25 protein-coding genes and 2 tRNA genes are annotated in these 25,680 nt (G+C 72.0%); 16 read left to right on the forward strand and 11 right to left on the reverse strand.

Going from position 1 to position 25,680, the window contains the following annotated elements:
* Nucleotides 1-73 precede the first annotated feature (73 nt).
* Nucleotides 74-670, reverse strand: coding sequence for a histidine phosphatase family protein (locus ACFW48_RS03005; RefSeq protein ID WP_386309867.1), 597 nt, complete (start codon nucleotides 668-670; stop codon nucleotides 74-76).
* A gap of 196 nt (nucleotides 671-866) precedes the next feature.
* On the opposite strand from ACFW48_RS03005, the gene ACFW48_RS03010 reads away from it, so the two are divergent.
* From ACFW48_RS03010 to ACFW48_RS03040, 7 genes are all read left to right on the forward strand, one after another.
* The gene (locus ACFW48_RS03010) at nucleotides 867-1,820 is read left to right on the forward strand and encodes a phosphatase PAP2 family protein (protein WP_386309869.1); all 954 of its coding nucleotides are present in this window, start codon (nucleotides 867-869) and stop codon (nucleotides 1,818-1,820) included.
* Nucleotides 1,717-2,949, forward strand: a complete 1,233-nt coding sequence (locus ACFW48_RS03015; RefSeq protein ID WP_386309870.1) for a hypothetical protein — start codon at nucleotides 1,717-1,719, stop codon at nucleotides 2,947-2,949. Before ACFW48_RS03010 ends, ACFW48_RS03015 begins: the two co-directional genes overlap by 104 nt.
* Nucleotides 2,940-4,556: a hypothetical protein gene (locus tag ACFW48_RS03020; protein ID WP_386309872.1), complete on the forward strand. Its 1,617-nt coding sequence runs from the start codon at nucleotides 2,940-2,942 to the stop codon at nucleotides 4,554-4,556. Before ACFW48_RS03015 ends, ACFW48_RS03020 begins: the two co-directional genes overlap by 10 nt.
* Nucleotides 4,553-5,935 (forward strand): AAA domain-containing protein, encoded by a 1,383-nt coding sequence (locus ACFW48_RS03025; protein ID WP_386309875.1) that lies wholly within the window; start codon nucleotides 4,553-4,555, stop codon nucleotides 5,933-5,935. The genes ACFW48_RS03020 and ACFW48_RS03025 overlap by 4 nt, the downstream gene beginning before the upstream one ends.
* A gap of 262 nt (nucleotides 5,936-6,197) precedes the next feature.
* A complete protein-coding gene (locus tag ACFW48_RS03030; protein ID WP_386309877.1) occupies nucleotides 6,198-6,389 on the forward strand; it encodes a DUF397 domain-containing protein in 192 nt (63 codons plus the stop codon).
* Entirely contained in the window at nucleotides 6,386-6,580 is a 195-nt protein-coding gene (locus tag ACFW48_RS03035; RefSeq protein WP_386309879.1) for a DUF397 domain-containing protein, read from the forward strand. Before ACFW48_RS03030 ends, ACFW48_RS03035 begins: the two co-directional genes overlap by 4 nt.
* 69 nt (nucleotides 6,581-6,649) lie before the next feature.
* A complete protein-coding gene (locus ACFW48_RS03040; protein ID WP_310873218.1) occupies nucleotides 6,650-7,750 on the forward strand; it encodes an LLM class flavin-dependent oxidoreductase in 1,101 nt (366 codons plus the stop codon).
* On the opposite strand, the gene ACFW48_RS03045 is transcribed toward ACFW48_RS03040, so the two are convergent.
* A complete protein-coding gene (locus ACFW48_RS03045; protein WP_386309882.1) occupies nucleotides 7,726-9,609 on the reverse strand; it encodes a putative bifunctional diguanylate cyclase/phosphodiesterase in 1,884 nt (627 codons plus the stop codon). The genes ACFW48_RS03040 and ACFW48_RS03045 overlap by 25 nt on opposite strands.
* Before the next feature lie 284 nt (nucleotides 9,610-9,893).
* Between ACFW48_RS03045 and ACFW48_RS03050 the strand changes: the two genes are divergently transcribed.
* A complete protein-coding gene (locus ACFW48_RS03050) occupies nucleotides 9,894-11,270 on the forward strand; it encodes a M6 family metalloprotease domain-containing protein (RefSeq protein WP_386309884.1) in 1,377 nt (458 codons plus the stop codon).
* A 73-nt stretch (nucleotides 11,271-11,343) separates the two neighbouring features.
* Here ACFW48_RS03050 and ACFW48_RS03055 read toward each other — a convergent pair.
* The 7 genes from ACFW48_RS03055 to ACFW48_RS03085 all read right to left on the reverse strand — a co-directional run bounded on the left by ACFW48_RS03055 (nucleotide 11,344) and on the right by ACFW48_RS03085 (nucleotide 17,285).
* Nucleotides 11,344-11,417 (reverse strand) — tRNA-Lys (locus ACFW48_RS03055).
* Nucleotides 11,408-12,016, reverse strand: a complete 609-nt coding sequence (locus ACFW48_RS03060) for a bifunctional DNA primase/polymerase (protein WP_386309886.1) — start codon at nucleotides 12,014-12,016, stop codon at nucleotides 11,408-11,410. The genes ACFW48_RS03055 and ACFW48_RS03060 overlap by 10 nt, the downstream gene beginning before the upstream one ends.
* Nucleotides 12,017-12,197: 181 nt before the next feature.
* Nucleotides 12,198-12,557 carry a hypothetical protein gene (locus tag ACFW48_RS03065; protein ID WP_386309889.1) on the reverse strand — a complete coding sequence of 120 codons (360 nt, stop codon included), beginning with the start codon at nucleotides 12,555-12,557 and terminating at the stop codon, nucleotides 12,198-12,200.
* Between the two features lie 153 nt (nucleotides 12,558-12,710).
* Nucleotides 12,711-14,279, reverse strand: a complete 1,569-nt coding sequence (locus tag ACFW48_RS03070; protein ID WP_386309891.1) for a pectate lyase — start codon at nucleotides 14,277-14,279, stop codon at nucleotides 12,711-12,713.
* Between the two features lie 402 nt (nucleotides 14,280-14,681).
* On the reverse strand, nucleotides 14,682-15,491 hold the full coding sequence (locus ACFW48_RS03075; RefSeq protein ID WP_386309892.1) for a hypothetical protein: 810 nt from the start codon (nucleotides 15,489-15,491) through the stop codon (nucleotides 14,682-14,684).
* 196 nt (nucleotides 15,492-15,687) lie between these two features.
* A complete protein-coding gene (locus ACFW48_RS03080) occupies nucleotides 15,688-16,419 on the reverse strand; it encodes an aspartate/glutamate racemase family protein (RefSeq protein ID WP_386309894.1) in 732 nt (243 codons plus the stop codon).
* Nucleotides 16,416-17,285 (reverse strand): decarboxylase, encoded by an 870-nt coding sequence (locus ACFW48_RS03085; protein ID WP_386309895.1) that lies wholly within the window; start codon nucleotides 17,283-17,285, stop codon nucleotides 16,416-16,418. The genes ACFW48_RS03080 and ACFW48_RS03085 overlap by 4 nt, the downstream gene beginning before the upstream one ends.
* A 187-nt stretch (nucleotides 17,286-17,472) precedes the next feature.
* Between ACFW48_RS03085 and ACFW48_RS03090 the strand changes: the two genes are divergently transcribed.
* Nucleotides 17,473-18,432 carry a D-2-hydroxyacid dehydrogenase gene (locus ACFW48_RS03090; RefSeq protein ID WP_386309896.1) on the forward strand — a complete coding sequence of 320 codons (960 nt, stop codon included), beginning with the start codon at nucleotides 17,473-17,475 and terminating at the stop codon, nucleotides 18,430-18,432.
* Between the two features lie 27 nt (nucleotides 18,433-18,459).
* Nucleotides 18,460-19,857 carry an amidase gene (locus ACFW48_RS03095; protein ID WP_386309898.1) on the forward strand — a complete coding sequence of 466 codons (1,398 nt, stop codon included), beginning with the start codon at nucleotides 18,460-18,462 and terminating at the stop codon, nucleotides 19,855-19,857.
* Between the two features lie 202 nt (nucleotides 19,858-20,059).
* Here the strand turns inward: ACFW48_RS03095 and ACFW48_RS03100 are convergent, their stop codons facing one another.
* Nucleotides 20,060-20,554 (reverse strand): DUF3830 family protein, encoded by a 495-nt coding sequence (locus tag ACFW48_RS03100; RefSeq protein ID WP_386309899.1) that lies wholly within the window; start codon nucleotides 20,552-20,554, stop codon nucleotides 20,060-20,062.
* A 107-nt stretch (nucleotides 20,555-20,661) separates the two neighbouring features.
* On the opposite strand from ACFW48_RS03100, the gene ehuB reads away from it, so the two are divergent.
* The 6 genes from ehuB (at nucleotide 20,662) to ACFW48_RS03130 (ending at nucleotide 24,916) form a co-directional block, all read left to right on the forward strand.
* A complete protein-coding gene (gene ehuB, locus ACFW48_RS03105) occupies nucleotides 20,662-21,591 on the forward strand; it encodes an ectoine/hydroxyectoine ABC transporter substrate-binding protein EhuB (RefSeq protein WP_386309900.1) in 930 nt (309 codons plus the stop codon).
* A complete protein-coding gene (gene ehuC / locus ACFW48_RS03110) occupies nucleotides 21,588-22,301 on the forward strand; it encodes an ectoine/hydroxyectoine ABC transporter permease subunit EhuC (RefSeq protein WP_386309901.1) in 714 nt (237 codons plus the stop codon). Before ehuB ends, ehuC begins: the two co-directional genes overlap by 4 nt.
* The gene (gene ehuD / locus ACFW48_RS03115) at nucleotides 22,301-22,951 is read left to right on the forward strand and encodes an ectoine/hydroxyectoine ABC transporter permease subunit EhuD (protein WP_386309903.1); all 651 of its coding nucleotides are present in this window, start codon (nucleotides 22,301-22,303) and stop codon (nucleotides 22,949-22,951) included. Before ehuC ends, ehuD begins: the two co-directional genes overlap by 1 nt.
* Complete coding sequence (gene ehuA, locus ACFW48_RS03120; RefSeq protein ID WP_210960644.1) at nucleotides 22,941-23,726, forward strand: ectoine/hydroxyectoine ABC transporter ATP-binding protein EhuA; 786 nt, start codon at nucleotides 22,941-22,943, stop codon at nucleotides 23,724-23,726. The genes ehuD and ehuA overlap by 11 nt, the downstream gene beginning before the upstream one ends.
* 222 nt (nucleotides 23,727-23,948) lie before the next feature.
* Complete coding sequence (locus ACFW48_RS03125; RefSeq protein ID WP_386309904.1) at nucleotides 23,949-24,707, forward strand: IclR family transcriptional regulator; 759 nt, start codon at nucleotides 23,949-23,951, stop codon at nucleotides 24,705-24,707.
* 135 nt (nucleotides 24,708-24,842) lie between these two features.
* Nucleotides 24,843-24,916: transfer RNA gene (locus tag ACFW48_RS03130), tRNA-Lys, on the forward strand.
* A 45-nt stretch (nucleotides 24,917-24,961) separates the two neighbouring features.
* On the opposite strand, the gene ACFW48_RS03135 is transcribed toward ACFW48_RS03130, so the two are convergent.
* The gene (locus ACFW48_RS03135; RefSeq protein ID WP_386309907.1) at nucleotides 24,962-25,567 is read right to left on the reverse strand and encodes a lytic polysaccharide monooxygenase; all 606 of its coding nucleotides are present in this window, start codon (nucleotides 25,565-25,567) and stop codon (nucleotides 24,962-24,964) included.
* Nucleotides 25,568-25,680 lie beyond the last annotated feature (113 nt).

A 25,680-nucleotide genomic window follows, 5' to 3' on the forward strand; every position in this document is an offset into this window, starting at 1 on the left:
GAAGCCGGGAGTGGGGGAGGCACCCCGCACCGCCGGGCAGCGCACCCACCGCGCCGGCGCCGGCACCCACGCGTCAGCCCGCCAGGTGCCCCAGGTCGTTCCAGCTCTCCAGCGCCGGCTCCCCGTACGCCCACCCCAGCACCGACAGCGACGTCGGATTCAGCCGTATCCGTGCCGCGAAGTCCAGCGGCAGCCCCAGCCACCGCGCCCCGATCGACCGGAGAATGTGCCCGTGGGCGAAGACGAGCACGTCGCGGTCCGCCTCACGCGCCCACGCGACGACCTCGTCCGCGCGCGCGGTGACGTCCGCCAGGCTCTCCCCCTCGGGCACCCCGTCCCGCCAGATCAGCCAGCCGGGCCGGACGGCGTGGATCTCGTCCGGCGTCATGCCCTCGTACGCCCCGTAGTCCCACTCCATCAGCGTGTCCCAGGCCCGGGCCCGCTCACCGAATCCGGCGAGCTCGCAGGTCTCACGCGCGCGGGACAGCGGGCTGGTGCGCACCTCGACGCCGGGCAGCCCGTCCAGCGGCGCCCGGTGCAGCCGCTCGCCGAGCAGCTTGGCGCCGCGCCTGCCCTCCTCCAGGAGCGGCACGTCGGTCCTGCCGGTGTGTCTGCCGGACAGCGACCACTCCGTCTGTCCGTGCCGGGCCAGCAGGATGCGCGGTGCCATGGAGGGGCCTTTCCGGGAGAAATGTCTGAGGGGTTCACCCCATCATCGCGCACGCCGCGCGCGGGCAACCCGGCGGGCGATCCCGGCGTCTATCAGGGCCGAGGGCGCCCAGTGAAGCGGGGTGCACCAAGGCCGTAGAGTGTCACGTCCGTGTCGGACCAGGCGCGCGCGAGAACGAAGGGGGAGGGCGATCGGATTGCCGCACACCGAGACACCGGGCACCGAGGCGGCCCCGAAAACTCGACTGCGCTGGTGGACCGAACTGCCGCTCATCCTCCTCGTCTACGCCTTCTACTCCGCGGGCCGGCTCATGGTCCGGGGTGACGTCACCGACGCGGTCGACCACGGCCTGGCCATCCTGCGCATAGAGAAGGTGCTGCTGCTCAACGCGGAGCACCCGCTCAACCGCCTCTTCACCCGCGAGCCGTGGATCGGCATACCGGCCGACTTCTGGTACGCGTCGCTGCACTACCTGGTCACCCCCGCGCTCCTGATCTGGATCTTCCGCTCGCGCGCCGTGCGGTACCGGGCAGCCCGTACCTGGCTGATGACGTCCACGTTCATCGGCCTCATCGGCTTCACCCTGCTGCCGACCTGCCCGCCCCGGCTGCTGGACGCGAGCCACGGCTTCGTCGACACGATGGCCCAGTACAGCTCGTACGGCTGGTGGGGCGGCGAGGCGAGCGCGCCGCGCGGCCTGGGCGGGATGACCAACCAGTACGCGGCCATGCCGAGCCTGCACGTGGGCTGGGCGCTGTGGTGCGGGGTGATGCTGTGGCGCTACGGCGGCACGCGCACGACGAAGGTGGCCGGCGTCGTCTACCCGCTGGTGACCACGATCGTGGTGATGGGCACCGCCAACCACTACTTCCTCGACGCGGTCGCGGGCGCGGCCGTGATGGGCGCGGGACTGCTGCTGACGCCGTACGTGCTGCGGACGGCGGACCGGGTGCGGACCCGGATCGCGGCCCGTTTCACACCGGCCGCACAGGCCCCGGCCGACGCGAGTTCCACGATTGTCAGTGGTGGATGCCAGACTTCCGCGGGTGAGCGATTCCCACGGCAGCGCGAGCAGCGGTTCGGACCAGGAGCCGAGCCGGACCCCTCCCCCGCGGACGCGGGGGACGAGACTCCGGCACCGGCTCGCTGAGCTGCGCGGTCCCGACGTACCGGCCAAGGCGCTGGACGCGCGGGCCCTGGCCGCCCTCGCCGCCAACCCCGGGTGCCGCCGGCGCGCGATCCTCGACGGTGCCGGAGTGGACAAGGCCTCGCTCGCGAGCGCGCTGGGCTCGCCGTCGGTCTTCGGACAGTCGCAGTTCGCGTTCATGCGGGGCAACGCCTTCGAGGCGCGGGTCAAGGCGGACGGTGGCGCCGAGCTGCTGCGGCTCGTGCACGAGAAGCTGGACCGGGGCGCCGAACCGCCCGCCGGCGCGCATGCGCCCGACCTGTCCGCGACCGGCCCCGAGGGCCGCGCGGCCCGGACGTCGCTGGCCCTGCGGGAGGCCGCCGGCACGCCCGGGACCTGGACGCTCCTCGACCACCCGATGCTCGCCCTCGACGTCGCCGGTTCCCCCGCCTTCCTGGAGCCGGACGCCGTGGTGGTGCACCCGGACGGCAGCTGGACGGTCGTCGAGATCAAGTCCTTCCCCATGCTGGACGGCTCCGCCGACCCGGCGAAGGTCGGCGCCGCCGCGCGGCAGGCCGCGGTGTACGTGCTTGCCCTGGAGCGGGTCGCCGCCCGCCTGGACCCCGCCCCGCGCGTGCGCCACCGTGTGCTCCTGGTCTGTCCCAAGGACTTCTCCAACCTGCCCACCGCCTCCGCCGTCGACGTGCGCAAGCAGCGCGCGGTCACCGACCGCCAGCTGGCCCGCCTGACCCGCATCGAGACCATCGCCGACGCGCTCCCCGAGGGCGTCTGCTTCTCGCCCGAGCTGCCGGCCGAGGAGCTGACGGCCGCGGTCGAGGCGGTCCCGGCGACGTACGCGCCCGAGTGCCTGTCCGCCTGCGAGCTGGCCTTCCACTGCCGCGCCCGGTCCCGTGAGGCCGGCGCGGTGACCTCGCTGGGCCGCCCGGTCCGGGCGGAGCTCGGCGGTCTGTCGACGGTGGAGGACGTGCTGGCGGCGGCCCGCGGGGAGGCCGGCGACCCGGACGACCCGGTGGTGGCCGCCCTGCGCAGGGCGGCTCGGCTGCGTGCGGAGGCACTCGCGGCGTCCGGCACCGCGGCCGGCGGGAGCGGGCTCGGTGGGGTCGGCGGGAGCGGGGTGGCCGGGTGTCACTGATCACGACGCTCGCCCGCCTGGAGGCCGTGCGCACCGGACACGCCCAGCCCGCGGCCACCGTCCGGCACCGGCACCTGTCCGACCGTCCGCTGGTCTTCGTGCCGCTGATCACCGCGGGTGAGGCCGGTGCCCCGCTCGGCGCCCTGGTCGGCACCGACCGGGACGCGCCGCACCTGCTGGTCGTGCCGCAGCCCCGCGACCGCGACCTGCGCTTCGCGTTCCTGGCCGAGCTGGCCGGCATCGTGCTGCCGCACGTCGAGGCGTACGCCGACAGCGTCGAGGCCGCCGAGCGCACCGAGACCGACCCGGAGACGGGCAAGCGGGTCAAGGTCGAGGTCGACCTGTGCGCGGACGCGGCGCAGCTGATCGTGCCGAGCCGTGCCGGCGTCGACTTCGTACGGCTGCTCGGCCGGTCGATGCGTTTCCGGCGTACGGCGGAGCAGGACCCGGAGACGCCGCACCCCGCGCCGCCGAGGGTGCCGCTGCTCGGCCGGTGGTTGACCCACTACGGCGAGCGGGCCCGGGTCCCCGGCTCCTCGCTCCTCCTGGCCATGACCGACCTGCTGGGCCGGCACTGGGCGACGGGGCAGTCCACGCTGGAGGACCAGCACCTGGGGGCGCTGCTGGCCTGGATCGCCCCGGAGGCCGACGGCGAGGGGCTGACCGGCGCGCAGGCCGCACGGCGGGCCGAACTCGCACGCGACGCCGACGGCCAGTTGCTGTGCCCGCCCGCGGGCCCGGCCACCGACCCGGCCTTCGACAACAAGTTGCTCGCCCCCGCCATCGAACGCTACGACCGTGCCCGCACCGCGCTCGCCGCCGCCGAGGACGGCCTGGAGGCCGACGAACGGCTCGGCGCGCTCACCGCCGCCGAGCGGGAGATCCGCACCCTGGTCGAGAGCCGTACGCGGCCCACCTGGGACACGGTGTGGCGGGGCCTGGACCTGCTGCGGGAGCTGCCCGCCGGACCGCATGTCGAAGACCGCTGGACCCGCGACCGCTGGTCGTTCACGTCGCACCGCGACCGCGTCCTGTCCGGCGAGCCCCCGCAGCCGCGCCGGGACGACGCGGTGACCGCGGCGAACAAGCTCGCCACGCGCGAGCGTGAACAGGCCCGGCTGGAGGCCCAGGAGGCGCTGGACGATCCGCTGGTGATGGCCGGGCGGCGGCTGTCCGGCGAGGCGTTCGCCGGGGAGGTCACCGACGTGGTCATGGCGTACAGCGAGAGCAAGCGGCCCAGTCCGCGCCCGCTGGTCACGGTCCGCACGGACGACCGCCCGCACCTGGGCGAGCGCGTGAAGGTCTACCGGTCGCTGGGCGGCAAGCCGCAGGCGGCGGAGTACGTCGGACCGGCCGGTGCGGACGGGGACGAGGGCGGACTGGTCCTGCGGATCGTCGACAAGATGGGCCGCGGCAAGGAGCCCGAGGCCGGGTCGGTGCCCGAGAAGGGCGACCTGGTCTGCTTCACCCTCTTCGAGCACGAGCAGCGGGGCGGGGCGAAGTTGCCCGACCCGGACCAGACCCCGTGGACGCACGGCGGGCCGCCCGGCGAGACGGCCGCCGTACCGGAGCCCGCCGACGCCCGGACGGAGGAGGACATCCTGTGACCGCCGAGGCCACCGCCGCCGCCGAGGCCGGATTCGACGCCCCCGTCGAGGCCGGCTTCGACCCGGGCGCCGAAGCCGCCCGCGCCACCGCCGCGATCCTCCACGACACCCTGCACGGCACCGAGCGCGGTGTCGTCGTCGACTCCCCGCCCGGCGCCGGCAAGTCCACGCTGGTCGTCCGGGCGGCGCTGGAGCTGGCCGAGGCCGGCCGGACCCTGATGGTCGTGGCGCAGACCAACGCCCAGGTCGACGACCTGGTCCTGCGCCTCGCCGAGAAGAACCCCGACCTGCCGGTGGGCCGCCTGCACAGCAGTGACGCCGACCCGTACGACAAGGCGCTCGACGACCTGGCGAACGTACGCAAGTCGGCGAAGGCCGCCGATCTCGCCGGGCAGGCCGTCGTCCTGTCGACTGCCGCGAAGTGGGCGCACGTCACGGTGGACGAGCCGTGGCGGCACGCGATCGTCGACGAGGCGTACCAGATGCGCTCGGATTCGCTGCTGGCGGTCGCCGGGCTGTTCGAGCGGGCGCTGTTCGTGGGCGACCCGGGTCAGCTGGACCCGTTCGCGACGGTGGGCAGCGAGCAGTGGGCCGGCCTGTCGTACGACCCGTCGGCCTCCGCGGTGACGACACTCCTCGCCCACAACCCGGGCCTGCCGCAGCACCGGCTGCCGGTGTCGTGGCGGCTCCCGGCGTCGGCGGCACGGCTGGTCTCCGGCGCGTTCTACCCGTACACGCCGTTCCGCAGCGGCACGGACCACGGCGACCGGCATCTGTCCTTCACGGTGGCGTCGGACGGTTCGGGCCCCGACCAGGTGATCGACGAGGCCGCCCGCTCGGGCTGGGGTCTGCTGGAGCTGCCCGCCGGTCACACGCCACGCACCGATCCGGAGGCCGTACGGGCGGTGGCGGCGGTGGTCCGGCGGCTCCTGGACCGGGAGGGCAGGGCAACGTCCGAACGGTCACCCGACCCCGTCCCCCTGACCGCCGGCCGTATCGCCGTCGGCACGGCGCACCGGGACCAGGCGGCGGCGGTTCGGGGCGCGCTGGCCGACCTCGGGGTGACCGAGGTGACGGTGGACACGGCGAACCGGCTCCAGGGCCGCGAGTACGACGTCACCGTCGTCCTCCACCCGCTCTCCGGCCGCCCCGATGCCACCGCCTTCCACCTGGAGACGGGCCGCCTGTGCGTCCTGGCCTCCCGGCACCGGCACGCGTGCATCGTGGTCTGCCGGGAGGGGGTGAGCGAGTTGCTGGACGACTATCCGTCCACGGAGCCGGTCCAGCTGGGAACGCTGGTGAAGTTCCCGGACGGCTGGGAGGCGAACCACACGGTACTGGCACACCTGGCGGAGCACCGGATGGCGTGGCGCCCCTGACCGTTCCCCTCCCGGCGCCATCGGACGGACGAACAGCCCGGCCCCCGAACCTGCCGGACGGAGTCCGGCACGCCGCCGGAGGCGGCCGATGGATACAGCCCGGACGGCTGGGAGGCGAACCACACGGTACTGGCACACCTGGCGGAGCACCGGGTGGCGTGGCGTCCCTGACTCAGGCTGTACAAGTGGAGGCCGCATCGATCGACCCCGAACATTCGCGCGACTTCGTTCACAAGCTGGCGAAAGGGCTGTGAGGCACCCCGTGGAGAGCACCCTCGGCAAATGGCGGAAGTCCAGCTACTCGGGCCCCGGTGACGGTGACTCCTGCGTGGAAATCGCGAGCGAGCCAGACCGGGTGGCGATACGCGACTCCAAGGACCGCACCTACGGCGCCCTCACCTTCCCCACCACCGCCTTCACCGCCTTCCTCGACACCCTCAAGGCCAAGCGATGACGGTGCCCGCTGACTGGCACAGGTCCTCCTGCTCCGGCAGCGGCGACGGCAACGCCTGCGTAGAGGTCGCCCACCTCCACCCCCGCACAGCCGTCCGCGACTCCAAGGATCCGGCGCGGGCCGCGCTCGCCTTCACCACCCCCGCCTTCACCGCCTTCCTCAGCACCCTCAGAACCACCACCGGGGAATAACCGGAGACCCCCTCCTGTTACGCCGCGCAGCGACCCGCGCGATTGTCACGACACAGGAGGCACCCCACCATGGCCGCAGACGCCGCAGAGGAGATCCGGGGCACGGCCCACGGCACCGCACCCGTCCCCCTCTCCGTTCTGGACCTGGTGACCGTCGGCGCCGGCCGGACGGCCACCGACGCCCTGCGGACCAGCGTGGACATCGCACGCCTCGCGGAGAATCGCGGCTTCCACCGGTACTGGGTCGCCGAGCACCACTCGATGCCCGGCGTGGCCTCCTCCTCCCCCGCGGTGATCCTCGCCCACCTGGCCGCCCACACCGACCGCGTCCGGCTCGGCTCGGGCGGCGTCATGCTCCCGAACCACGCCCCGCTGGTGATCGCCGAGCAGTTCGGGACGCTGGAAGCCATGGCCCCCGGCCGCGTCGACCTCGGCCTCGGCCGCGCCCCCGGCACCGACGGGGCCACGGCCGCCGCCCTGCGCCGCACCGACCGGCTGAACGAGGGCGCCGACGACTTCCCGCAGCAGCTCGCCGAGCTGATCCGGTTCCTGGACGACGACTTCCCCGACGGGCACCCGTACCGCCGTATCCACGCCGTGCCCGGCCCGGTGCAGGCGACCTCCCCGGGTGGCGTCCAGTCCCCGCACCGGCCGCCGGTCTGGCTGCTCGGCTCCTCCGGTTTCAGCGCCCGGCTGGCCGGCACCCTGGGGCTGCCGTTCGCCTTCGCGCACCACTTCTCGGCGCAGAACACCGTCCCGGCGCTGGACCTGTACCGGGAGTCCTTCCGGCCGTCCGCCGTCCTCGACGCCCCGTACGCCCTCATCGGCGTCTCCGCGCTCGCGACCGACGACGAGAAGGAGGCCCGCCGGCAGGTGCTGGCCGCCGCGCTGAACATGGTCCGGCTGCGCACCGGGCGCCCCGGGCTCGTGCCGACGCCGGAAGAGGCCGAGGCGTACGACTTCAGCCCGATGGAGGAGGAGTTCGTGGCGTCCTGGAACTCCAACGTGATCCACGGCACCGCCGACGAGGTCCGGTCCGGCCTCGACGATCTCCAGAAGCGCACCGGCGCCGACGAGCTGATGCTCACCGCCAACGCCCACGGCGGCGACGTACGACTGCGCTCCTACGAGCTGATCGCGGACGCCTACGGGCTGCCGACGCCTGCCTGAACCCCGGCCGCTCCGGGCCCGGCGGGGCCCAGCAGCGCGGAGATGCGATCCGGCGCCACCGGTCGGGAGTACAGCCAGCCCTGACCGGTGTCGCAGCCGATGCGGCGCAGGCGGGTCGCCTGGTCGGACGTTTCCACGCACTCGGCGGTGACGGTCAGGCCGAGCCGGTGGGCGAGCTGGACCATCGCCTCGACGATGACCTCGTCGGCCGGGTTCGCCCCGGAGGCGTCCGCCCCGGCCCCCGTGTCGACCTTGTCGTACTGGAAGCCCCGTACGAAGGCGCCGTCCAGCTTCAGGACCGAGACCGGCAGCCGGCTGAGGTAGGCCAGGTTCGAGTAGCCGGTGCCGAAGTCGTCGATGGCGATGTGGACGCCCATGTCGCTGAGCGCCTTGAGGGCCTGGAGCGGGCGGCCCGCGGAGCCCATCACCGCCGACTCCGTCAGCTCCAGCTGGAGCAGGTGCGGAGCCAGGCCGGTCTCCTCCAGGGTGGCCGCGACGTCCGCCACCAGGTCGGAGTCCCAGACCTGGCGGACCGCCACGTTCACGCTGACGAAGATCGGCGGGTCGTCCGGGTGGGCCAGCTGCCAGCGGCGGGCCTGGTGGCAGGCCGTGCGCAGGATCCAGCGGCCGAGGGGAACGATCGAACCGTCCTCCTCCGCCAGTGCGATGAACCGATTCGGCGCCAGTACGCCGAACTGAGGATGATTCCAGCGGATGAGCGCCTCGACGCCCCGCACCCGGCCGTCCTCCATGCCGACCAGCGGCTGGTACTCCAGGGCGAACTCACCGCGCTCGATGGCGGGGCGGAGCGTGGCGGCCAGGGCCTGGCGGGTCATGCGGTTCGCGTTGCGCTCGGGGTCGAAGAGCGTCCAGCGGGCCCGGCCGTCGGCCTTGGCCCAGTAGAGGGTGGTGTCGGCCGCCTGCATCAGGGCGGTGGGGGTGGTGCCGGCGGTGTGGCGTTCGACGACGCCGACCGACGCGGTGACCGAGAGGCGGCGGTCGCACAGCTCGAAAGGCGCCTGGAGCGCTGCAAGGACCGATTCGGCCAGGTCGGCGAGCTGGTCGGTGCCCGTGGAGTCCTCCACGAGCAGGGCGAACTCGTCGCCGCCGAGCCGGGCCACCAGCGGGGCGCCGGACCGGGTGTGAGCGGCGTCCTCCGCGCAGCGCGTGAGGCGTTCGGCGACGGCGGCCAGCAGCCGGTCGCCGACGCGGTGGCCGAGGGTGTCGTTGACGGCCTTGAAGCCGTCCAGGTCCAGGTAGCACACGCCGATCCGGCCGGTGCCGCCGTGCTCGTACGACTCCGCCTCCAGCGCGGCCGTCAGACGCTCGAAGAACAGCGCGCGGTTGGGCAGCCGGGTCACCGGGTCGTGCATCTGGAGGTGGCGCAGCCGGGCCTGGAGTTCGCGCCGGGCGCTGATGTCGGCGACCGACAGCAGCAGGCCGCCCGGCACCTCCCCCGGCTCGGCCAGGGGCGCGACCGTCACCTGCACCCACAGGGAGTGCCCGTCGGCTCCCTTCAGCCGCCGGGTGCAGCGCAGCCGGGGCTGCCGGCCCCGCAGCACCTCGCGGTACGCGTGCCAGGTTCCGGCGTCCGAGACGAGGTCGACCAGATCGGCGGCCGCGCAGCCGGCCAGCGCGGCCGGGTCGGTGCCGAGCAGGGTGCCCAGCGTGTCGTTGGCGCTGACGACCAGGCCCTCGGCGTCGACGACGGCCATGGCGAGGGGGGCGGCCGCGAACGCCGAGTGGTAGGTCGGAGGCCCCGTACACGGCGTACGAGGAGCCAGGTATTTGTCACTCTCTGTGACGGCCGACCGATCGAGGTCTGCCGCGGGCGCCGGCCCTTCGGAGGTTCCGTTCACCGCTCGCTCCCGCAGTGCCTCGATCTCTGTTCGTGCTCTGTTCGTGCAGGAAAGTGTGCCGATCATAGAGGCTGCCACCGAGCCCTTCCAGCCGCCGTTCCGCGTCCGGGACCGAGTGATCTCCCTGACAGATCGTTTCTGCCCACACCTGGACGGGTTCTACATGCCCCCGACCAGTTGTGACGTTCCGTGAGTGTCCTCGGGGTGTCGACCAGGGCGCCTCCCGTGAAATTCCCGGCGGCTCACCCATCCGGTGCAGGCAAACAGGGCGTAGTACGACAATCATGCACAAGCTGGGTGCGGTGTCCCGTCAACCGCACCCGGAGGTCCATGTGCCGCGCCAGCTCCCTCTGAGGCGACTTCCCCGGGAGACCCTCAAGGGGCTCGGCGCGGGCCGCCGGGCGGCGGGGGCGCCCCGGTCCAGACTGCGCAGTACGGCGGCGGTGTGCACCACGATGTCGGCACTCGCCGCGACCTCGCTGATCACCGCCCCCTCGGTCGCCGAGCCCTTCTCCCCGGAGCCCTGTGCGCTCCAGCGCACCGACGTGCACCACTCCGAGGGCCTGGACACCTGGAACGCGGCCTACCCGCGGCCCGCCCGCGCCCTGGACGCGGTGATGGTGTTCCTGTCCTTCCCCGACTCCCAGCCGCTGACCGCGCCCGCCGAACTCGCCGCCGACCACTTCCCGGCCACCACCCGCTTCTTCCAGCGCGCCTCCTACGGCACGTTCACGCTCCGCCCGCACCCGCTGCCGAGCTGGATCCCCATGCCACGGCCGTCGACGGCGTACGACATACAGCGTGACTGGCACCCCGAGCACCGGGCCGCCTACCTGCGCGACGCGCTGGACGCCGCCGACCGGCACGTCGACTTCTCGCGCTACGACATCGTCTACTTCGTCGCGGACCCGGACGCGCCCGGCGTGGACTCCGACGCGACGAAGGTCGTCAACCTGGAGACCCCGATGCGGGCCGACGGCACCGACATCCGGCGGGTCGTCACGGTCTTCGAGAACCATCCGCCGGACCGGCTGGTCCTGGCCCACGAGACCGGGCACGTCTTCGACCTGCCCGACCTGTACCACCGGCCCGTCGACGGCAAGGGCGACTGGGACACCCACGTCGGCGACTGGGACCTGATGGGCAGCCAGTTCGGGCTGGCTCCGGATCTCTTCGGCTGGCACAAGTGGAAGCTGGGCTGGCTGGAGCCCCGGCAGGTGGCGTGCGTACGGGGCAGCGGGCCCGCACGGCTGACGCTGGAGCCGCTGGGGGCGGGCCCGGGAGTGGTAGTGGCCGGCACCGCCGGGGCGCCGGCCTTCGGCCTCGGGCGCGGTACGAAGCTGGCCGTGGTGCGCACGGGCACGGACAGCGTGCTCGCCTTCGAGGCGCGGGGGCCGGTCGGCAACGACGTCGCCGCCTGCCGGGCAGGGGTGCTGGTGTACCGGGTGCGGAGCGGCGCGGAGTCCGGGGGCGGGCCGATCGAGGTGATCGACGCCCATCCGGACACCGAGGCCTGCTGGGAGGACTCGGTCTACCCCCCGCTCGCCGACGCCCCGGTGAGCCTCGGCGAGAGTTTCACGGTGCCGGAGGAGGGCGTACGGGTGGAGGTGGAGGGGCGGACGGTGTCGGGGGCGTGGACGGTACAGGTCACGCCGGGGTGAGACCGACGCCTTCGGAGCGCTCCCGGGCACGCGAAAGGCCCCTCGCCTGAGCGAGGGGCCTTTTCGTTGTCTGTGCGCCGCCAGGGACTCGAACCCCGGACCCGCTGATTAAGAGTCAGCTGCTCTAACCAACTGAGCTAGCGGCGCTTGCTGACGTCGTAGACCTTAGCATCCTGGTCGGCGGGAGGAAAAATCGAAATCCGCACCGCCGCGCGGGCCGCCCGTACGGCCGCCCAGAGCAGGATCTCGGGGCCCGGCAGCCACGGCAGGCGGGTGTCCGGCGCCACCAGCCAGCGGGAACCGGAACGCGCGGGCGCGCCCGCGGGCGCCGGCACCGTCACCGCGTCCCCGGCACCGTGGCACAGCAGCGGGGGCACCTCGCCCGTACGGCCGCCCGCCCGGCCACGCGCGCCCCACTCCTCCCACTCCAGCAGCGACGGCAGCCGCTGGGCCGTGCCCGGCGCGGCGAACAGCAGCATCCGGCCCCGGAACTCGGCCACCGGGCCGGACCCCGGCCCGTCGTCCCACATCCGGTCCAGCATCCGGCGCCCGAAGATCGCGGGGGCGCTCACCACGTCGAAGGCGGAACCGCAGGGCAGGACGACCGGGGCCTGGGGCCGCTCCTCCCAGAAGGCGAGGGTGCTGCGCGGGTACGGGCCCGCCGAGGCCAGCCAGGCGGCGCCGTCGGAGGTGACGTCCGAGACGTGGGGCGTGGCGTCGAGGATGACATCGCGTGTGCTGCTCATGACGCATACATCTACCGGGCGTGAGGGGATCACTCCGCTGGGTTGCGGGAAACCGGGACAGGAGGGAGGGGAAGGGAGTATCTTGCCCACTCGCCTGGCATATGCGGACGGGCTAGTCGGACTGGTCGGCCAGTCGGACGCTTCGGCCAGTCGGACGCGTCGGCCAGTCGGACGCGTCGGACTAGTCGGCGTGCACGCCGCCCTCGCCGCCGCGCATCAGGTCGCGCCCGAACTCCACCATCTTCTTGGCGTAGTCCTCGGTCCACTCGGCCCGCTCGGCGATGTCCGCGGGCGTCAGCCGGTCGAAGCGCCGCGGATCGGCAAGCTGCGCCGCCGCCATCGCCTGGAACTCCATCGCGCGGTCCGCCGCCGCGCGGAAGGCCTGTGTCAGCTCGGTCGCCCGGTCCAGCAGCGCCCGGGGGTCGTCGATCGACTCGAGGTCGAAGAAGTGCTCGGGGTCGGCGGACGCCTCCGCCGGCTCGAAGAGCAGGGGCGCGGGGCGTAGCCGCGGTTCGTTCCGACGCGGCGTGGGCTCCGCCATGTCTTCTCCTCCTCGTACGTCACGACGGCCCTCCCCCGCGGGCGGGGGGCACTCCCGGTGGAGTGGGCCACCGTCCATTGTCCCGCGCCCACGCAAGTGGGCGTCCGGCCCGCAGAAACGCCGGGCCGGACGCGGGACGGGCCACGCCGCTCGTCAACCGGCGTAGGTCTCGTACTCGGCGACCTTCGGTGTGCCGGTCGAGCCGGTGATCACGAAGGTGATCTTGCGCAGCGAGACCGGCGGGAAGGTGATCACGCCCGCGCCGGTGCCGGAGGTCAGGACGGCGCCGGTGTCGGCGTCGACGACCCGGTAGGACCCGATGCGGCCCGCCGAGTCGGACGTCTCCCGAATGTTGATCTTGGAGACGGTGGTGGCGGAACCCCACTTGACCGAGATGGATCCGGTCGATCCGGACGGGGACCAGTAGGTGCCCATGTCGCCGTCACGGACGTTGCCGTAGCTCGTTCCGTCGGCCTTGGAGGAGCCGTCGGAGCCCGCCCCGATGCTGAGGTTGGTTCCGGTGGGCGGGTCAGTGGGGTCGGGGTCGGTCGGGTCCGGGTCCGGGTCGGTGGGGTCGGGGTCGGTCGGACCCGGGTCGGTCGGGTCCGGGTTCTGCGGCGTACAGCTGCCGTCCGAGACCTTCAGCCCCTTGCCGGCGCCCGCCGTCTGGCTCACGACGCCCGGCACGCAGTCGGCCGCGTCGAGGCTGTAGGAGTACGGGATGGAGACCGTGGTGTTGGACCGGGGGTCGGGCCCGGCCGGGTTGTTGTCGCCCTCGCGCTCCGACCAGGTCACGTTGTCGAAGATGTTGCCGCTGACCTGCCAGTAGCCGGCCGCGTCGGTGTAGAAGGTGCCGAGGACGTCCTTGGAGTCCTCGAAGTAGTTGTTGTCGACCTTGGCCTTGGCGCCGGCCCGGGAGTTGATGCCCGACTCGTTGAGGCCCACGTAGTGGTTGTTGTAGATGTGGGCCGTGCCGCCGCGCAGCAGGGGCGTGCGGGAGTCGATGTTCTCGTACTTGTTGTGGTGGAAGGTGACGTAGCCGTTGGACACGTCGCTCTCGCTGGAGCCGATCAGCCCACCGCGGCCGGAGTTGCGCAGGACGCTGTAGGACAGGGTCACGTACCGGGTGTTGTCCTTCATGTCGAAGAGACCGTCGTAGCCCTCCGACTCCCCGCCCGACGCCTCCAGGGTGGTGTGGTCGACCCAGACGTTGCGGACGTCGCTCTCCATCCCGATGGCGTCGCCGCCGTTGGACGTGGGCGAGCCCGACTTCTTGACGTTCCGGACCGTCACGTTCTGGATGATGATGTTGCTGGACTCCCGGATGTGGATGCCCAGTTGGTCGAAGACGGCACCGCCGCCGACCCCGACGATCGTGACGTTGCTGATCTGCTTCAGCTCGATCTTGTCGTCGGCGGTGCTGCAGCTGTCGCCCGACACCTTGCTGGTGTTGCCGTGGTTGATCGTGCCCTCGACCTCGATGGTGATCGGGGTACTGCTGTCGGCCCGGCCGCACAGGGCCTGGTGGATCGCGGTTCCGGTGGTGGCCCGGACCGTCTGTCCGCCCGCACCGCCGGTCGTGCCGCCGTTCTGGGTCGCGTAGCCGGTGGCGCCACTGGCCGCTGCCGCCGCCTCGGGCATCGACAGCACCACACCGGTCGCGGCGGCGACAGCCAATGTGGCCAGCGCCGCGTTCAGTCGCAACGTGACTGGTCGTCTCATCCTCGATCTCCCCATTCGCCTTCACATGCCGGAACGGACACCCTGTCGTGATCATGTCAACACGACGGACGGGAAAGCGCTTTCTCGGCGTGAGAATAGGGGGGCCCTCGGGGGCTGACAAGAGATTGCACACGTTCAGAACACAGACCATCATCCAGATGAATGAACCGCGCCCGCCCTGCGCCACGGAGCCGATGTGCACCCCGGGCAGAGCTGCGGTACGATCATCCTGCCAGCTCGCGGGGCTCAACCCCCAACGGTCGGCAGTGCGTTGGTGGTCCAAGGAAAGACGCCCCGCTTCCTGCGGGGAAATGCAGGTGCAAGGCCTGCCCAGCGCTCGACGAGAACCCCGGCCCCGCTCCAGCGGGACCGGGGTTCTTCCGTGTGTCGGCCGAGTCAGAGTCAGCCCAGTTTGGCCGCCTGCGCGTCGATCACGGCGGTCGGCTGCTCGAACGCCTCGCCCCGGCTGATCGCCGCGATGTTGAAGGACGAGAACCCGGCGAGCGTGGTGCCCTGCCGGAAGACGACGACCTTCGTCTCGACGGCTTCGCCGTCCGTCTTCGTCCCCACCGTCCAGGCCACGGCGCCGTCGCCGACGGCGAGCTTCTCCTCACCGATCTTGGTGACCTGCTGCTTCTCCCCGTCGATCGTCATGGCGAAGCCCCCGGCGCACTTCTCGCCGGCCGCCCGCAGCGTGCCGAGGGTCCGCTCCGCGCCGTCGGCGTCGTAGGACCAGAGGGAGGTCATCGTCTTGGTGATGTCGAGGGAGTCGATGGTCGCCTCCTTGGCCTCCTCCTCCGTCATCTCCGCTAGCTCCTCCATCGAGGGCATGCCCTTCTTGGCCGCCGCGGACTCCTGGACGACGAGCCGCTGGGCGCTCGCCGCCGGGTCGCCCGCGGGCAGGGCCGACAGCACCCGGGCGACGGGCTCGCACTCGGCCTTCTCGACGGAGAGGGCCTCGGCCTCGAAGACGTCGTCCTTCCCCGGCTTCTGGACCTTGTGGTCCTTGAGGTCGCCCGTGGCTATGACCAGCTTCTCCAGTTCACCGGCGGTCAGTGCCTTCGCCGCCGGCTTGTCGGACCCGCCGCCGCCCTTCGCCTCGGTGTCCCCGCCGTCTCCACCATCCTGGTCACCGCCGCCGCAGGCGGTGACCGCCAGGGCGAGGGTGACCGCGGAAGCGGTCAGGACGGTGCGGCGGACGGTGGTGCGCATGGTGCTCTCCCTGTACTCAAGCGCCCCGCGCCCAGGTACAGCGCGGGGTCGACAAGATCAAGACCAACGTGACCGGTCCAGGGTTGTACCGGCACCACCGGGCGTTCGTCCGGTTGCTCCGCTCAGTCCCCCTTGTCAGGCCGTCGGGACGTCGGCCGGCGACCCGGCCGGCCCGGGCCTCCGCCCCGTCCCGGTGTCAGGCCTGCACCACCGGCTCCCGGGTGAACAGCGCGCCCAGTTCCGGTGCGTTGACCCGGCGGTCCGCCAGGCGCAGGCCCTCCCAGATGGTGACCTGGTTCGCGGTGAGGACCGGCTTGCCCAGCTCCTTCTCCAGGGCCGGGATGTGGGCGGCCGTGTGCAGGGCGGTGTCCGGGAGGAGGACCGCCTCCGCGTCCGGGTGGTCGGCGGCGCGGGCCAGGGCCAGCACCTCCGACTCGGTCCAGGTGCCGACCTCCGCGGCCGTGATGACGCCGGAGCTGACGACGCCGACCGCCTCGATGCCGGCGGCGCGCAGGAACTCCGCGAAGAGCTGCGCCACGTCGTCCGGGTAGGTCGCCCCGATCGCGACCCGCCGCGCCCCGACCTCCTTCGCCGCGTGCACGAAGGCGAAGGATGTGGAGGAGGCCGGGAGGCCCGCCGCCTGGGCCAGGGCGCGCACCTGCTCCTGGGCGCCCTCCCAGCCGTGCACGAAGCTTCCGCTGGTGCAGGCCCACACCACGGCGTCGGCGCCGGCGAGCCGCAGCTCCTCCACACCCGCCGCGAGCCGCTGCGGCGAGCCCATCTCGAGCAGCGCGTCGACCCGGTGGGCGTCCTCGCCGATGTCCGTGTGCACCAGGTCCACCCGGATGTCGCTGCCCAGGAGCTGCTCGATGCGTGGATAGTCGTCCTCGCCGGAGTGGCCCGGGTACAGGAATCCCAGTGCTGTCATGTCCACCCTTCCTGCTGCTGTTCCGTGTCCGGAGCGTCACCGACGCCCGGCATGTCCGCGACCGCGGGGCCGACCGGACCCGCCACCGCGGGACCCACCGGCCCCGGCACCACGGGACCGACGCGCGCGGACGGATCGGTCAGCGCCTGATACGGCCCCACCGCAGGGGTACCCAATCGGCGCAGTGCCGCCCACATCGTCACTTGGTTGGCCGAGATCACCGGGATCCGCAGCTCGGCCTCCAGCTGCGGGATAACGTCGTAGGTGGGGAGGTTGGTGCAGGAGATGAACAGGGCGTCCGCCGACCCCGGACTCGGTACCGCCTGGCGTGCCATGTCGGCCACGTCGCGATACGGGACCTTCCAGATGTGCCGGGTCAGGCCCATGAAGGCGCAGCCGGTGACGGTCACGCCGGCTTCGGCGACGTACGCCTCCAGCGCCCGGGTCACGGACACGGTGTACGGCGTCACCAGCGCGACCCGGCGTACTCCCAGTTCGGCCAGCGCGTCCAGCAGCGCGCCGGAGGTGGTCACGGACGGGACGGCGCCCGCCCAGGTCATCGCCTCGCACATCGCGCGTTCCCCGGCGATGCCGCCGACGAAGCTGCCCGAGGTGCAGGCGTAGGCGATGACCTCGGGCGCGATGGCGTTGAGGGTGCGCACGGCCTCACCGAGCGTCTCGTGTTCGCTGACCATCCGGGCGAGGTCCAGACTGACCTCGACGGGTACGAAAGGGGTTCGCGTCATGTGCAGCGACACGTCGTCGGGCACCCAACGCCACAGCTCGCGATCGAGCGCGAAGTCGAAGGGGGCGACCACGCCGACCCCGCGTTGCGGAGCTGGTCCGCCGAGAAAGGAGATGTCCATGGCACGCACCGGCCTCACACTGAGAAAGGGGAGGGCAACGCACCGTTACGCACGGCCGTGTTGACGAAGGTAGGTTCCGGTGCGAGCGTGGTCAATCCGCCCGCGTCACTCCCAGGTCAACAGCCGGTTAACTTCCCCGTCAACTCCTGAACCGCCCCGTTTTCACCGACCGGAGACAGACCTGCCGATGACCTCGTCCACGTCCACGCCCACGCTCCTCGTCCTGGACGCCGAGCCGCTCCCCCGCCTGGGCCGGCTGACCGGCCGGGCCCGGATCGAGCACGCCGACGAGAAGAGTCTCGCCGAGCGGCTGCCGCACGCCGACGTCCTGCTCGTGTGGGACTTCGCCTCGCACGCCGTACGGAAGGCGTGGCCCGGTGACGGCCCCCGGCCGCGCTGGGTGCACACGGCGAGCGCCGGCGTGGACCATCTGATGTGCCCGGAGCTGGCCGCCTCGGACACGCTGGTGACCAACGCGCGCGGTGTCTTCGACCAGCCGATCGCCGAGTACGTCGCCGCGCTCGTCCTGTCGATGGCCAAGGATCTGCCCACCACGCTGCGGTTGCAGGGTGAGCGGACCTGGCGGCACCGCGAGACGCTCCGGGTGGCCGGAACACGCGCCTGCGTGGTCGGCTCCGGGCCGATCGGGCGGGCGATCGCGCAGACGCTCAAGGCGCTGGGCATCACGACCGCGCTGGTCGGCCGGACCGCCCGCACCGGTGTCCACGGGCCCGGCGAGCTGGACCGGCTGCTGGCCCGCGCCGACTGGGTGGTGGCGGCGGCGCCGCTCACCGACGACACGCGCGGCATGTTCGACGCCCGGCGGTTCGGGGTGATGCAGCCCTCCGCGCGGTTCGTGAACGTGGGGCGGGGTCAGCTGGTCGTCGAGGACGATCTCGCCGAGGCGCTGACCAGGCGTTGGATCGCCGGGGCCGCCCTGGATGTGTTCAGCCACGAGCCGCTGGCGCCGGACAGTGCGCTGTGGCGGGTCCCGGATCTGATCGTCTCGCCGCACATGAGCGGGGACACGATCGGCTGGCGGGACGAACTGGGGGCTCAGTTCGTGGAGTTGTTCGAGAGCTGGGCGGCCGGCGAGCCGCTGGCCAACGTGGTCGACAAGAAGCGCGGATACGTGCCCGGACACTGACGTCCCACATACGCGGGAGGGTGCTGCATGACCGACCTCACCGAGCTGACCGCTGTACAGCTCGTCGACGGTTACCGCAAGGGCGACTTCAGCCCTGTGGAGGTGACCCGGGCCGCCCTGGATCGGGCCGAGCGGATCCAGCCGGAGCTGAACGCGTTCGTCCGGCTGACCGGCGAGGAGGCGCTCGACCGGGCACGGCGGTCCGAGGACCGGTGGCGGCGCGGGGAGCCGGGCGGTCGGCTGGACGGGGTGCCGGTCACGGTGAAGGACATCCTGCTGACGCGCGGTCACCCGACGCTGCGCGGCTCCCGCGCCGTCTCGCCGGACGGGCCCTGGGACGAGGACGCGCCGTCCGTGGCCCGGCTGCGCGAGCACGGCGCCGTGTTCCTCGGCAAGACGACGACGCCCGAGTACGGCTGGAAGGGCGTGACCGACTCGCCGCTGTCCGGCGTCACCCGCAACCCGCACGATCCGGCCCGCACCGCGGGCGGCTCCAGCGGGGGCGCGGCGGCGGCCGTCGCGCGCGGGGCGGGGCCGCTGGCGCTGGGCACGGACGGCGGCGGCAGCGTGCGCATCCCGGCGTCCTTCTGCGGCATCTTCGGCCTGAAACCGACGTACGGCAGGGTCCCGCTCTACCCGGCGAGCGCGTTCGGCACCCTCGCGCACGTCGGCCCGATGACCCGGGACGCGGCGGACGCGGCGCTGATGCTGGACGTCATCGGCACACCGGACGCCCGGGACTGGTCGGCGCTGGGCCCGGCGCCCGGGTCGTACACCGAGGCGCTGTCCGGCGGGGTGCGGGGGCTGCGGGTGGCGTACTCGCCCTCGCTGGGCGGGCAGGTGGCGGTACGCCCGGCCGTGGCGAGGGCGGTCCGGCGGGCGGTGGAGCGGCTGGCGGAGCTGGGCGCGTACGTCACGGAGGCCGACCCGGACTTCGCCGAACCGGTGGACGCCTTCCACACGCTGTGGTTCAGCGGGGCCGCGCGCGTGGTGCAGCACCTCCGGGCAGAGCAGCGGGAACTGCTCGACCCCGGACTGCGGGAGATCGTGGGGGCCGGGGCGCGGTACTCGGCGCTGGAGTACCTGGCCGCGGTGGACGTGCGGATGGAGCTGGGCCGGCGGATGGGCCGGTTCCACGAGGCGTACGACCTGCTCGTCACGCCGACGCTGCCGATCACTGCGTTCGAGGCGGGCGCCGAGGTGCCGAAGGGCTCGGGGCACCGGCGGTGGACGGGGTGGACGCCGTTCACCTACCCGTTCAACCTGACCCAGCAGCCGGCGGCGAGCGTGCCGGTCGGCACCGACGGGGACGGGCTGCCCATCGGGCTCCAGCTCGTCGCGGCCCGCCACCGGGACGATCTGGTGCTGCGGGCGGCGCACGCGCTGTACGGGACGGGGACGGGGACGGGCACGTCGGTCGAGTAGTGGCCAGCGTGCGTGGGGGCGCCGGGTGGGTCGCGCTGCCCGGCGCCAGCGGGGTGCCGCTGCGCCCACCCGTGCCGCCCCTGGGGGTACCTCCCAGGCCGTTCAGGCACTGGGGGAGGCACGACTGCCCGCAGCTGAGGCGGCATACGACTGCCCGCAGCGGCGGCGGCGGCGCGGCGGCGGGCAGTCGGGGTGCGCCGCCCTATGCCCGGCGGAAGCTGAGCGTCTCTCCCTCCGCTCCCGCGCGCCACAGGTCGTTGCAGGCCTCGGCCATCTCGGCCAGGCCCTCGACGACCTGGCCCCAGACGGTGCCGGGGACCCAGCCGACGTCGCCGTTGAGCAGCAGGTTGTTGCGCTCGTAGAAGAGGGCGAGGTCGACGAGGGTGGTGCCCGCGCGGACCTCGCGGTCGTAGCCGTACGCCTTGGTGCCCAACTCGGCACCCGCGAAGGCGAAATAGCACAGGTCGCCCGGAATGGGCGTCACGGTCGGGTTCTCCAGCGGTGGTTCGGATGCCGCGAAGGGTGGGAAGAGGGCATAGATCTCGTTGCGAGCGTATTTGGCGTGGTATACGTCGCCGCCGAGAGGGAGCGCGTCCCAGACGGCCGCGCAGGTGATCGGGGCCCGGTCGTCGAGCAGTTGGGCCGTGCAGGTGATTCCGCGCTTGACCAGCGAGACTTCGATATAGCGATCAGCCATGCCCTCCATGGCAGTGCCCGGCGGCCCCGTGGTCAAGGGTGCGGGGCCGAGGTATCGGACTGAAAAAGATCGGCATAACCTGCCCGGCTTCGGGTAGCTGCGCGCCCATGGCTCCACCACACAGAACCCCTCCATGGGGTATATCCGACCAAAGGTCCAGCACAGCCGGGCCCACTCGCCGGTCGCTGCTCGCGGGGGTCGCGGCGCTCGGCGCGCTGGGGGCCGCCGGCTGCTCGCGGGTGGCCGCCGGGTCCGGCGTGGAAGGCGGCGACCTTCTCGACCGGCTGAAGGCACAGGGCGTGGCCCGGCTCGGCATCGCGGGCGAGATCCCCTTCGGGTACATCGACAAGAACGGTGAGCTGACCGGCGAGGCGCCGGAGCTGGCGAAGGTCATCTTCAAGCGACTCGGAGTGGACCGGGTGCAGCCGGTGCCGACGGAGTTCGGCTCCCTCATCCCGGGACTGGCGTCGCAGCAGTTCGACGTCGTGGCGGCCGGTATGTACATCAACCCCGACCGCTGCCAGCAGGTCATCTTCTCCGACCCCGACTACCAGATGCTCGACGCGTACATCGTGCGCAAGGGCAACCCGCTCGGGCTGCACGACTACAAGGACGTCTTCAAGAAGAAGGCCAAGTTCGCGACCGGCACCGGCTACGCCGAGATCGCCTACGCGGTGGAGCACGGCATCAAGGAGGACGACATCCTGATCGTCCCCGACCAGGTGGCCGGACTCAACGCCGTCGAGTCCGGGCGCGTGGACGTCTTCGCGGGTACGGCGCTGACCGTCCGCGAGGTGGTGAAGAAGTCCACCAAGGCCGAGGCGACCGAGCCCTTCTCGCCGATCATCGACGGCAAGCCGAAGGTCGACGGCGGCGGCTTCGCCTTCCGGCCCAACGAGACGAACCTGCGGGACGCCTTCAACGTCGAGCTGCACAAGCTCAAGAAGAGCGGCGAACTGCTGCGGATCCTCAAGCCCTTCGGTTTCACCGAGAACGAGATGACCGATCTGACCGCGAAGGAGCTCTGCGGCGGATGACCTCGGGACTGTGGGAACTCGTACTCCAGGGTGTCTGGGTCACCATCCAGCTGCTCTTCTTCAGCTCGCTGCTGGCGGCGGCCGTCTCCTTCGTGATCGGCGTCGCGCGCACCCACCGGCTGTGGGTCGTCCGCTTCCTGGCGGGCCTCTACACCGAGGTGTTCCGCGGGACCTCGGCGCTGGTGATGATCTTCTGGGTGTTCTTCGTGCTGCCGCCGGCCTTCGGCTGGCAGCTGGTGCCGATGTGGGCGGGCACGCTGGCGCTGGGCCTGACCTACGGAGCGTACGGCTCCGAGATCGTGCGCGGCGCGCTCGGCGCGGTCGACCCGGCGCAGAAGGAGGGCGGCATCGCCCTCAGCTTCACGCCCTGGCAGCGGATGCGGCTGATCATGCTGCCGCAGGCGGTGCCGGAGATGATCCCGCCCTTCTCCAACCTGCTGATCGAGCTGCTCAAGGGCACCGCGCTGGTGTCCATCATGGGCATGGGCGATCTGGCGTTCAGCGGCAACCTGGTGCGCCTGGCGCTGCAGGAGAGCGCGGAGATCTACACGTACATCCTGCTGATCTACTTCGTGATCGCGTTCCTGCTCACGCGGGTGATGCGCGGTCTGGAGAAGAAGCTGAAGGCGGGCGTCGGGAAGACGCCCACGCGCAAGCCCGAGGTGGAGCTGAAGCGCCCTGAGGCGACCAACGTTGGGGGTGCCGCCTGATGAACTGGGACTGGAGCGCGGTCTCCGACTTCATGCCGCACTTCTGGGACGGACTGCTGGTCACCCTGCAGATCCTGGTCCTGGGGTCGCTGGTCTCGTTCGTTCTCGGACTGGTCTGGGCGCTGCTGATGCGGGTGCCGTCCCGCTGGGTGACCTGGCCCGTCGGCGTGGTCACCGAGTTCGTCCGGAACACCCCGCTGCTGGTGCAGCTGTTCTTCCTCTTCTACGTGCTGCCCGAGTGGGGTGTGACCGCCTCGGCGCTCACCACCGGTGTGATCGCCATCGGTCTGCACTACTCGACGTACACGATGCAGGTCTACCGGGCCGGCATCGAGGCGGTGCCGGTCGGCCAGTGGGAGGCCGCGACGGCGCTGAACCTGCCGGTGGGCCGGACCTGGACGGCCGTGATCCTGCCGCAGGCGATCCGCCGGGTGGTGCCCGCCCTCGGCAACTACGTGATCTCCATGCTGAAGGACACGCCGCTGCTGATGGCGATCACGGTGCTGGAGATGCTCGGCGAGGCACGGCTGTTCTCGCAGCAGAACTTCCAGTTCACCGAGCCCCTGACGGTGATCGGCGTGGCCTTCATCGTCATCTCCTACCTGGCCTCCCTTGCCCTGCGAGCCCTGGAGCGACGCCTTGCCCACTGACACTCTCCCCAATCCCGAGAAGAGCCCCGAGCGCAGCTCCGGCGAGCTGATACGCCTGGAGCAGGTCACCAAGCGGTTCGGTGAGAACACCGTCCTCGACCACCTCGACTTCTCCGTCGACGCCGGCAAGCACGTCACCCTGATCGGCCCGTCCGGGTCGGGCAAGACGACGATCCTGCGGCTGCTGATGACGCTGCTCAAGCCCGACGAGGGCACGATCACCGTGGACGGCCAGAAGCTGTTCCCGGCGACCGAGAAGGAGCGGCGGGAGGTCCGCAAGCAGATCGGGATGGTGTTCCAGCAGTTCAACCTGTTCCCGAACATGAGCGTCCTGCGCAACATCACCGAGGCGCCGGTCACGGTCCTCGGCATGTCCAAGGACGAGGCGGTGGAGCGCGCCAAGGGCCTGCTCGACATGGTGGGCCTGGCCGACAAGTGCGACGCCCGCCCGGCCCAGCTCTCCGGCGGCCAGCAGCAGCGCGTGGCGATCGCCCGGGCGCTGGCGATGCGGCCGAAGGTGCTCCTCCTCGACGAGGTGACCTCGGCGCTCGACCCGGAGCTGGTCGCGGGCGTCCTCGACCTGCTGCGGGACATCGCCCGCACCACGGACATCACCATGCTCTGCGTGACCCACGAGATGAACTTCGCCCGGGACATCTCGGACCAGGTCCTGATGTTCGACTCGGGCCGGGTCATCGAGACCGGTCCGCCGGAGAAGATCTTCAGCGAGCCGGAGCACGACCGGACCCGGGAGTTTCTCAGCGCAGTGCTGTGAGTACGCGGCGTCGCCGCCCCAACGCCCGAGGTCGGGGCGTTGGGGCACGCCGCTGGCATATGCCGGCGGGCCAGCGCCGCAGTTGAGGGCGCTGAAATCTCGCCAACACCCCCTCACACCGGGCCGCTTGGCGGTTATCGTGAAGGGGATCCGCTGTCCGGTTCGGGGGCACAGGCAGGGACAGGGGCAGGGGCCTACCAGCGAGCACAGGGGGAGACCACCGTGGCGCTGCAGCACAAGCCGACCGCGCCGCACCACTCCGCCCAGGACGCCCTGCGCGCCCTGGAGACGGTGACGCGGCACAGCACCGGAGTCACGGACACCGAACTCGCCCGGCAGACCGGCCTCGACCGGGAGCGGCTGACCACGCTGCTGCGCATGCTGCGCCGCGAGGGCTACGTCGAGCAGACCACCGACGGCACGTATGTCACCGGCGAGGCCCTGGCCCGCCTCGGTTCGGCGCACGGCCGCGAGGAGGCCGTGCGCGACAAGCTCCAGCACACCCTGGACCGGCTGCGCGACTCGGTGGGCGCCGCCGTCTACATCAGCCGGTACGTCGACGGCGAGGTCAGCGTCACCCAGTACGCCGACAGCCCGACCACGCCCAAGGTGAACGAGTGGGTCGACTTCCGCGTCTCGGCGCACGCCACCGCGGTCGGCAAGAGCCTGCTCACCCAGCTGGACCACGCGGGCCGCCGCGACCACCTCGCCCGGCACAAGATGGCCCGCCTGACCTCGCGCACCATCACCAGCGACAGGCTGCTGCTGTCCCGGCTGGAGTCCCAGCCGCCCACCGTCCCGGTCCTCGACCTCCAGGAGTACGCGGTGGGCACGGTCTGCGCGGCCGTCCCGATCACGGCCGGTTCCGCCGTGGGCTGCCTCGCCCTGTCCCTCCCCGTCGAGCACGCTCACCGGCTCCGCCGGGCCGCCGACGAGCTGAATCGGAACGCCGCGGGGGTACTGCTCTCGCTGGCGATCTAGCCGCGGAGACGCCCGGCCGAACGGCCGACTGCATGGCCGGCTGCATGGCCGGCGGATGAGTGGTCCGAAGCACCCCTGGAGACCAGGTAGTATTTTCGTCGTCGCCGACCGCGGAAAGCGGACGGCGGGAGTCATGCGCCGCTAGCTCAGTTGGTTAGAGCAGCTGACTCTTAATCAGCGGGTCCGGGGTTCGAGTCCCTGGCGGCGCACAGCAAGAGGGCCCCCTCGCTCAGGCGAGGGGGCCCTCCGCTCGTTCAGAAGGTCACGTCCGAGCACGCGTAGAACGCGTTGGCCGTGTCGGCGACCGTCCACACCGCGACGATCACGTGGCGTCCGCTCAGCCCGGACGGCAGCGTGCCGCTGTGGGAGAGCGTGGCCGGCGGCTGCTTGCCGCCGTAGGGCACCGTGAAGAACGGCGTGAGGTTGAGGTCGGACCGGGCCAGGTTGTGGTTCTGGTTCCAGCCCTGCTTGGTGACGTAGTACCGGAAGTCGGTCGTGGCGTGCCGGGCGGTGAACTGCCAGCGGAAGTTGTAGCTCTGCCCGCCGTTCACCTTGGTGGTCGGCCACGCCTGGCCGCCCGGGGCCTTCGGGCTGTCGAGCGGGGCGAACGGCGTGTTGTTCGCGGAACATATCCGCCCGTCGGCCGGTCCGCCCGCCGGGAAGCCCTTGGGACCCTCGACGCTCTGCGGCTCCCACTGGATGGCGCCGCAGCCGCTGACGGTGCCGTTCTGGCACACCTTCTGCCGGCTGACCGGCAGGTCGGTGTAGCCGTGGCCGCTGGCGCCGCCGGACGAGAGCACGAGGGCTCCGGTGGTCGCCATGCCCACCGCGGCGGCATACAACTTGGTCCTTGTACGCATACTGCTGCTCCTGTGACGTGGGGGAGGTTCAGTGAGCCGTGCAGGTCTAGACCAAGTCTCAGGTTATTGCCGTTAGTTGAACATGTCCATACCAATCGAGGAACCCGGGGAAC

The sequence above is a fragment of the Streptomyces sp. NPDC058812 genome (genome assembly GCF_042744565.1).
GTDB lineage: Bacteria > Actinomycetota > Actinomycetes > Streptomycetales > Streptomycetaceae > Streptomyces > Streptomyces thinghirensis.

Coding starts and splice junctions, on each gene's coding strand:
- ACFW48_RS03065 (WP_386309889.1), bottom strand. CDS start 12,557: ATGGCGGAGCCCACGCCGCGTCGGAACGAACCGCGGCTACGCCCCGCG.
- ACFW48_RS03090 (WP_386309896.1), top strand. CDS start 17,473: ATGACCTCGTCCACGTCCACGCCCACGCTCCTCGTCCTGGACGCCGAG.
- ACFW48_RS03005 (WP_386309867.1), bottom strand. CDS start 670: ATGGCACCGCGCATCCTGCTGGCCCGGCACGGACAGACGGAGTGGTCG.
- ACFW48_RS03035 (WP_386309879.1), top strand. CDS start 6,386: ATGACGGTGCCCGCTGACTGGCACAGGTCCTCCTGCTCCGGCAGCGGC.
- ACFW48_RS03085 (WP_386309895.1), bottom strand. CDS start 17,285: ATGGACATCTCCTTTCTCGGCGGACCAGCTCCGCAACGCGGGGTCGGC.
- ACFW48_RS03040 (WP_310873218.1), top strand. CDS start 6,650: ATGGCCGCAGACGCCGCAGAGGAGATCCGGGGCACGGCCCACGGCACC.
- ehuB (WP_386309900.1), top strand. CDS start 20,662: ATGGCTCCACCACACAGAACCCCTCCATGGGGTATATCCGACCAAAGG.
- ACFW48_RS03060 (WP_386309886.1), bottom strand. CDS start 12,016: ATGAGCAGCACACGCGATGTCATCCTCGACGCCACGCCCCACGTCTCG.
- ACFW48_RS03080 (WP_386309894.1), bottom strand. CDS start 16,419: ATGACAGCACTGGGATTCCTGTACCCGGGCCACTCCGGCGAGGACGAC.
- ACFW48_RS03095 (WP_386309898.1), top strand. CDS start 18,460: ATGACCGACCTCACCGAGCTGACCGCTGTACAGCTCGTCGACGGTTAC.
- ehuD (WP_386309903.1), top strand. CDS start 22,301: ATGAACTGGGACTGGAGCGCGGTCTCCGACTTCATGCCGCACTTCTGG.
- ACFW48_RS03135 (WP_386309907.1), bottom strand. CDS start 25,567: ATGCGTACAAGGACCAAGTTGTATGCCGCCGCGGTGGGCATGGCGACC.
- ACFW48_RS03050 (WP_386309884.1), top strand. CDS start 9,894: ATGCACAAGCTGGGTGCGGTGTCCCGTCAACCGCACCCGGAGGTCCAT.
- ACFW48_RS03075 (WP_386309892.1), bottom strand. CDS start 15,491: ATGCGCACCACCGTCCGCCGCACCGTCCTGACCGCTTCCGCGGTCACC.
- ehuC (WP_386309901.1), top strand. CDS start 21,588: ATGACCTCGGGACTGTGGGAACTCGTACTCCAGGGTGTCTGGGTCACC.
- ACFW48_RS03100 (WP_386309899.1), bottom strand. CDS start 20,554: ATGGCTGATCGCTATATCGAAGTCTCGCTGGTCAAGCGCGGAATCACC.
- ACFW48_RS03070 (WP_386309891.1), bottom strand. CDS start 14,279: ATGAGACGACCAGTCACGTTGCGACTGAACGCGGCGCTGGCCACATTG.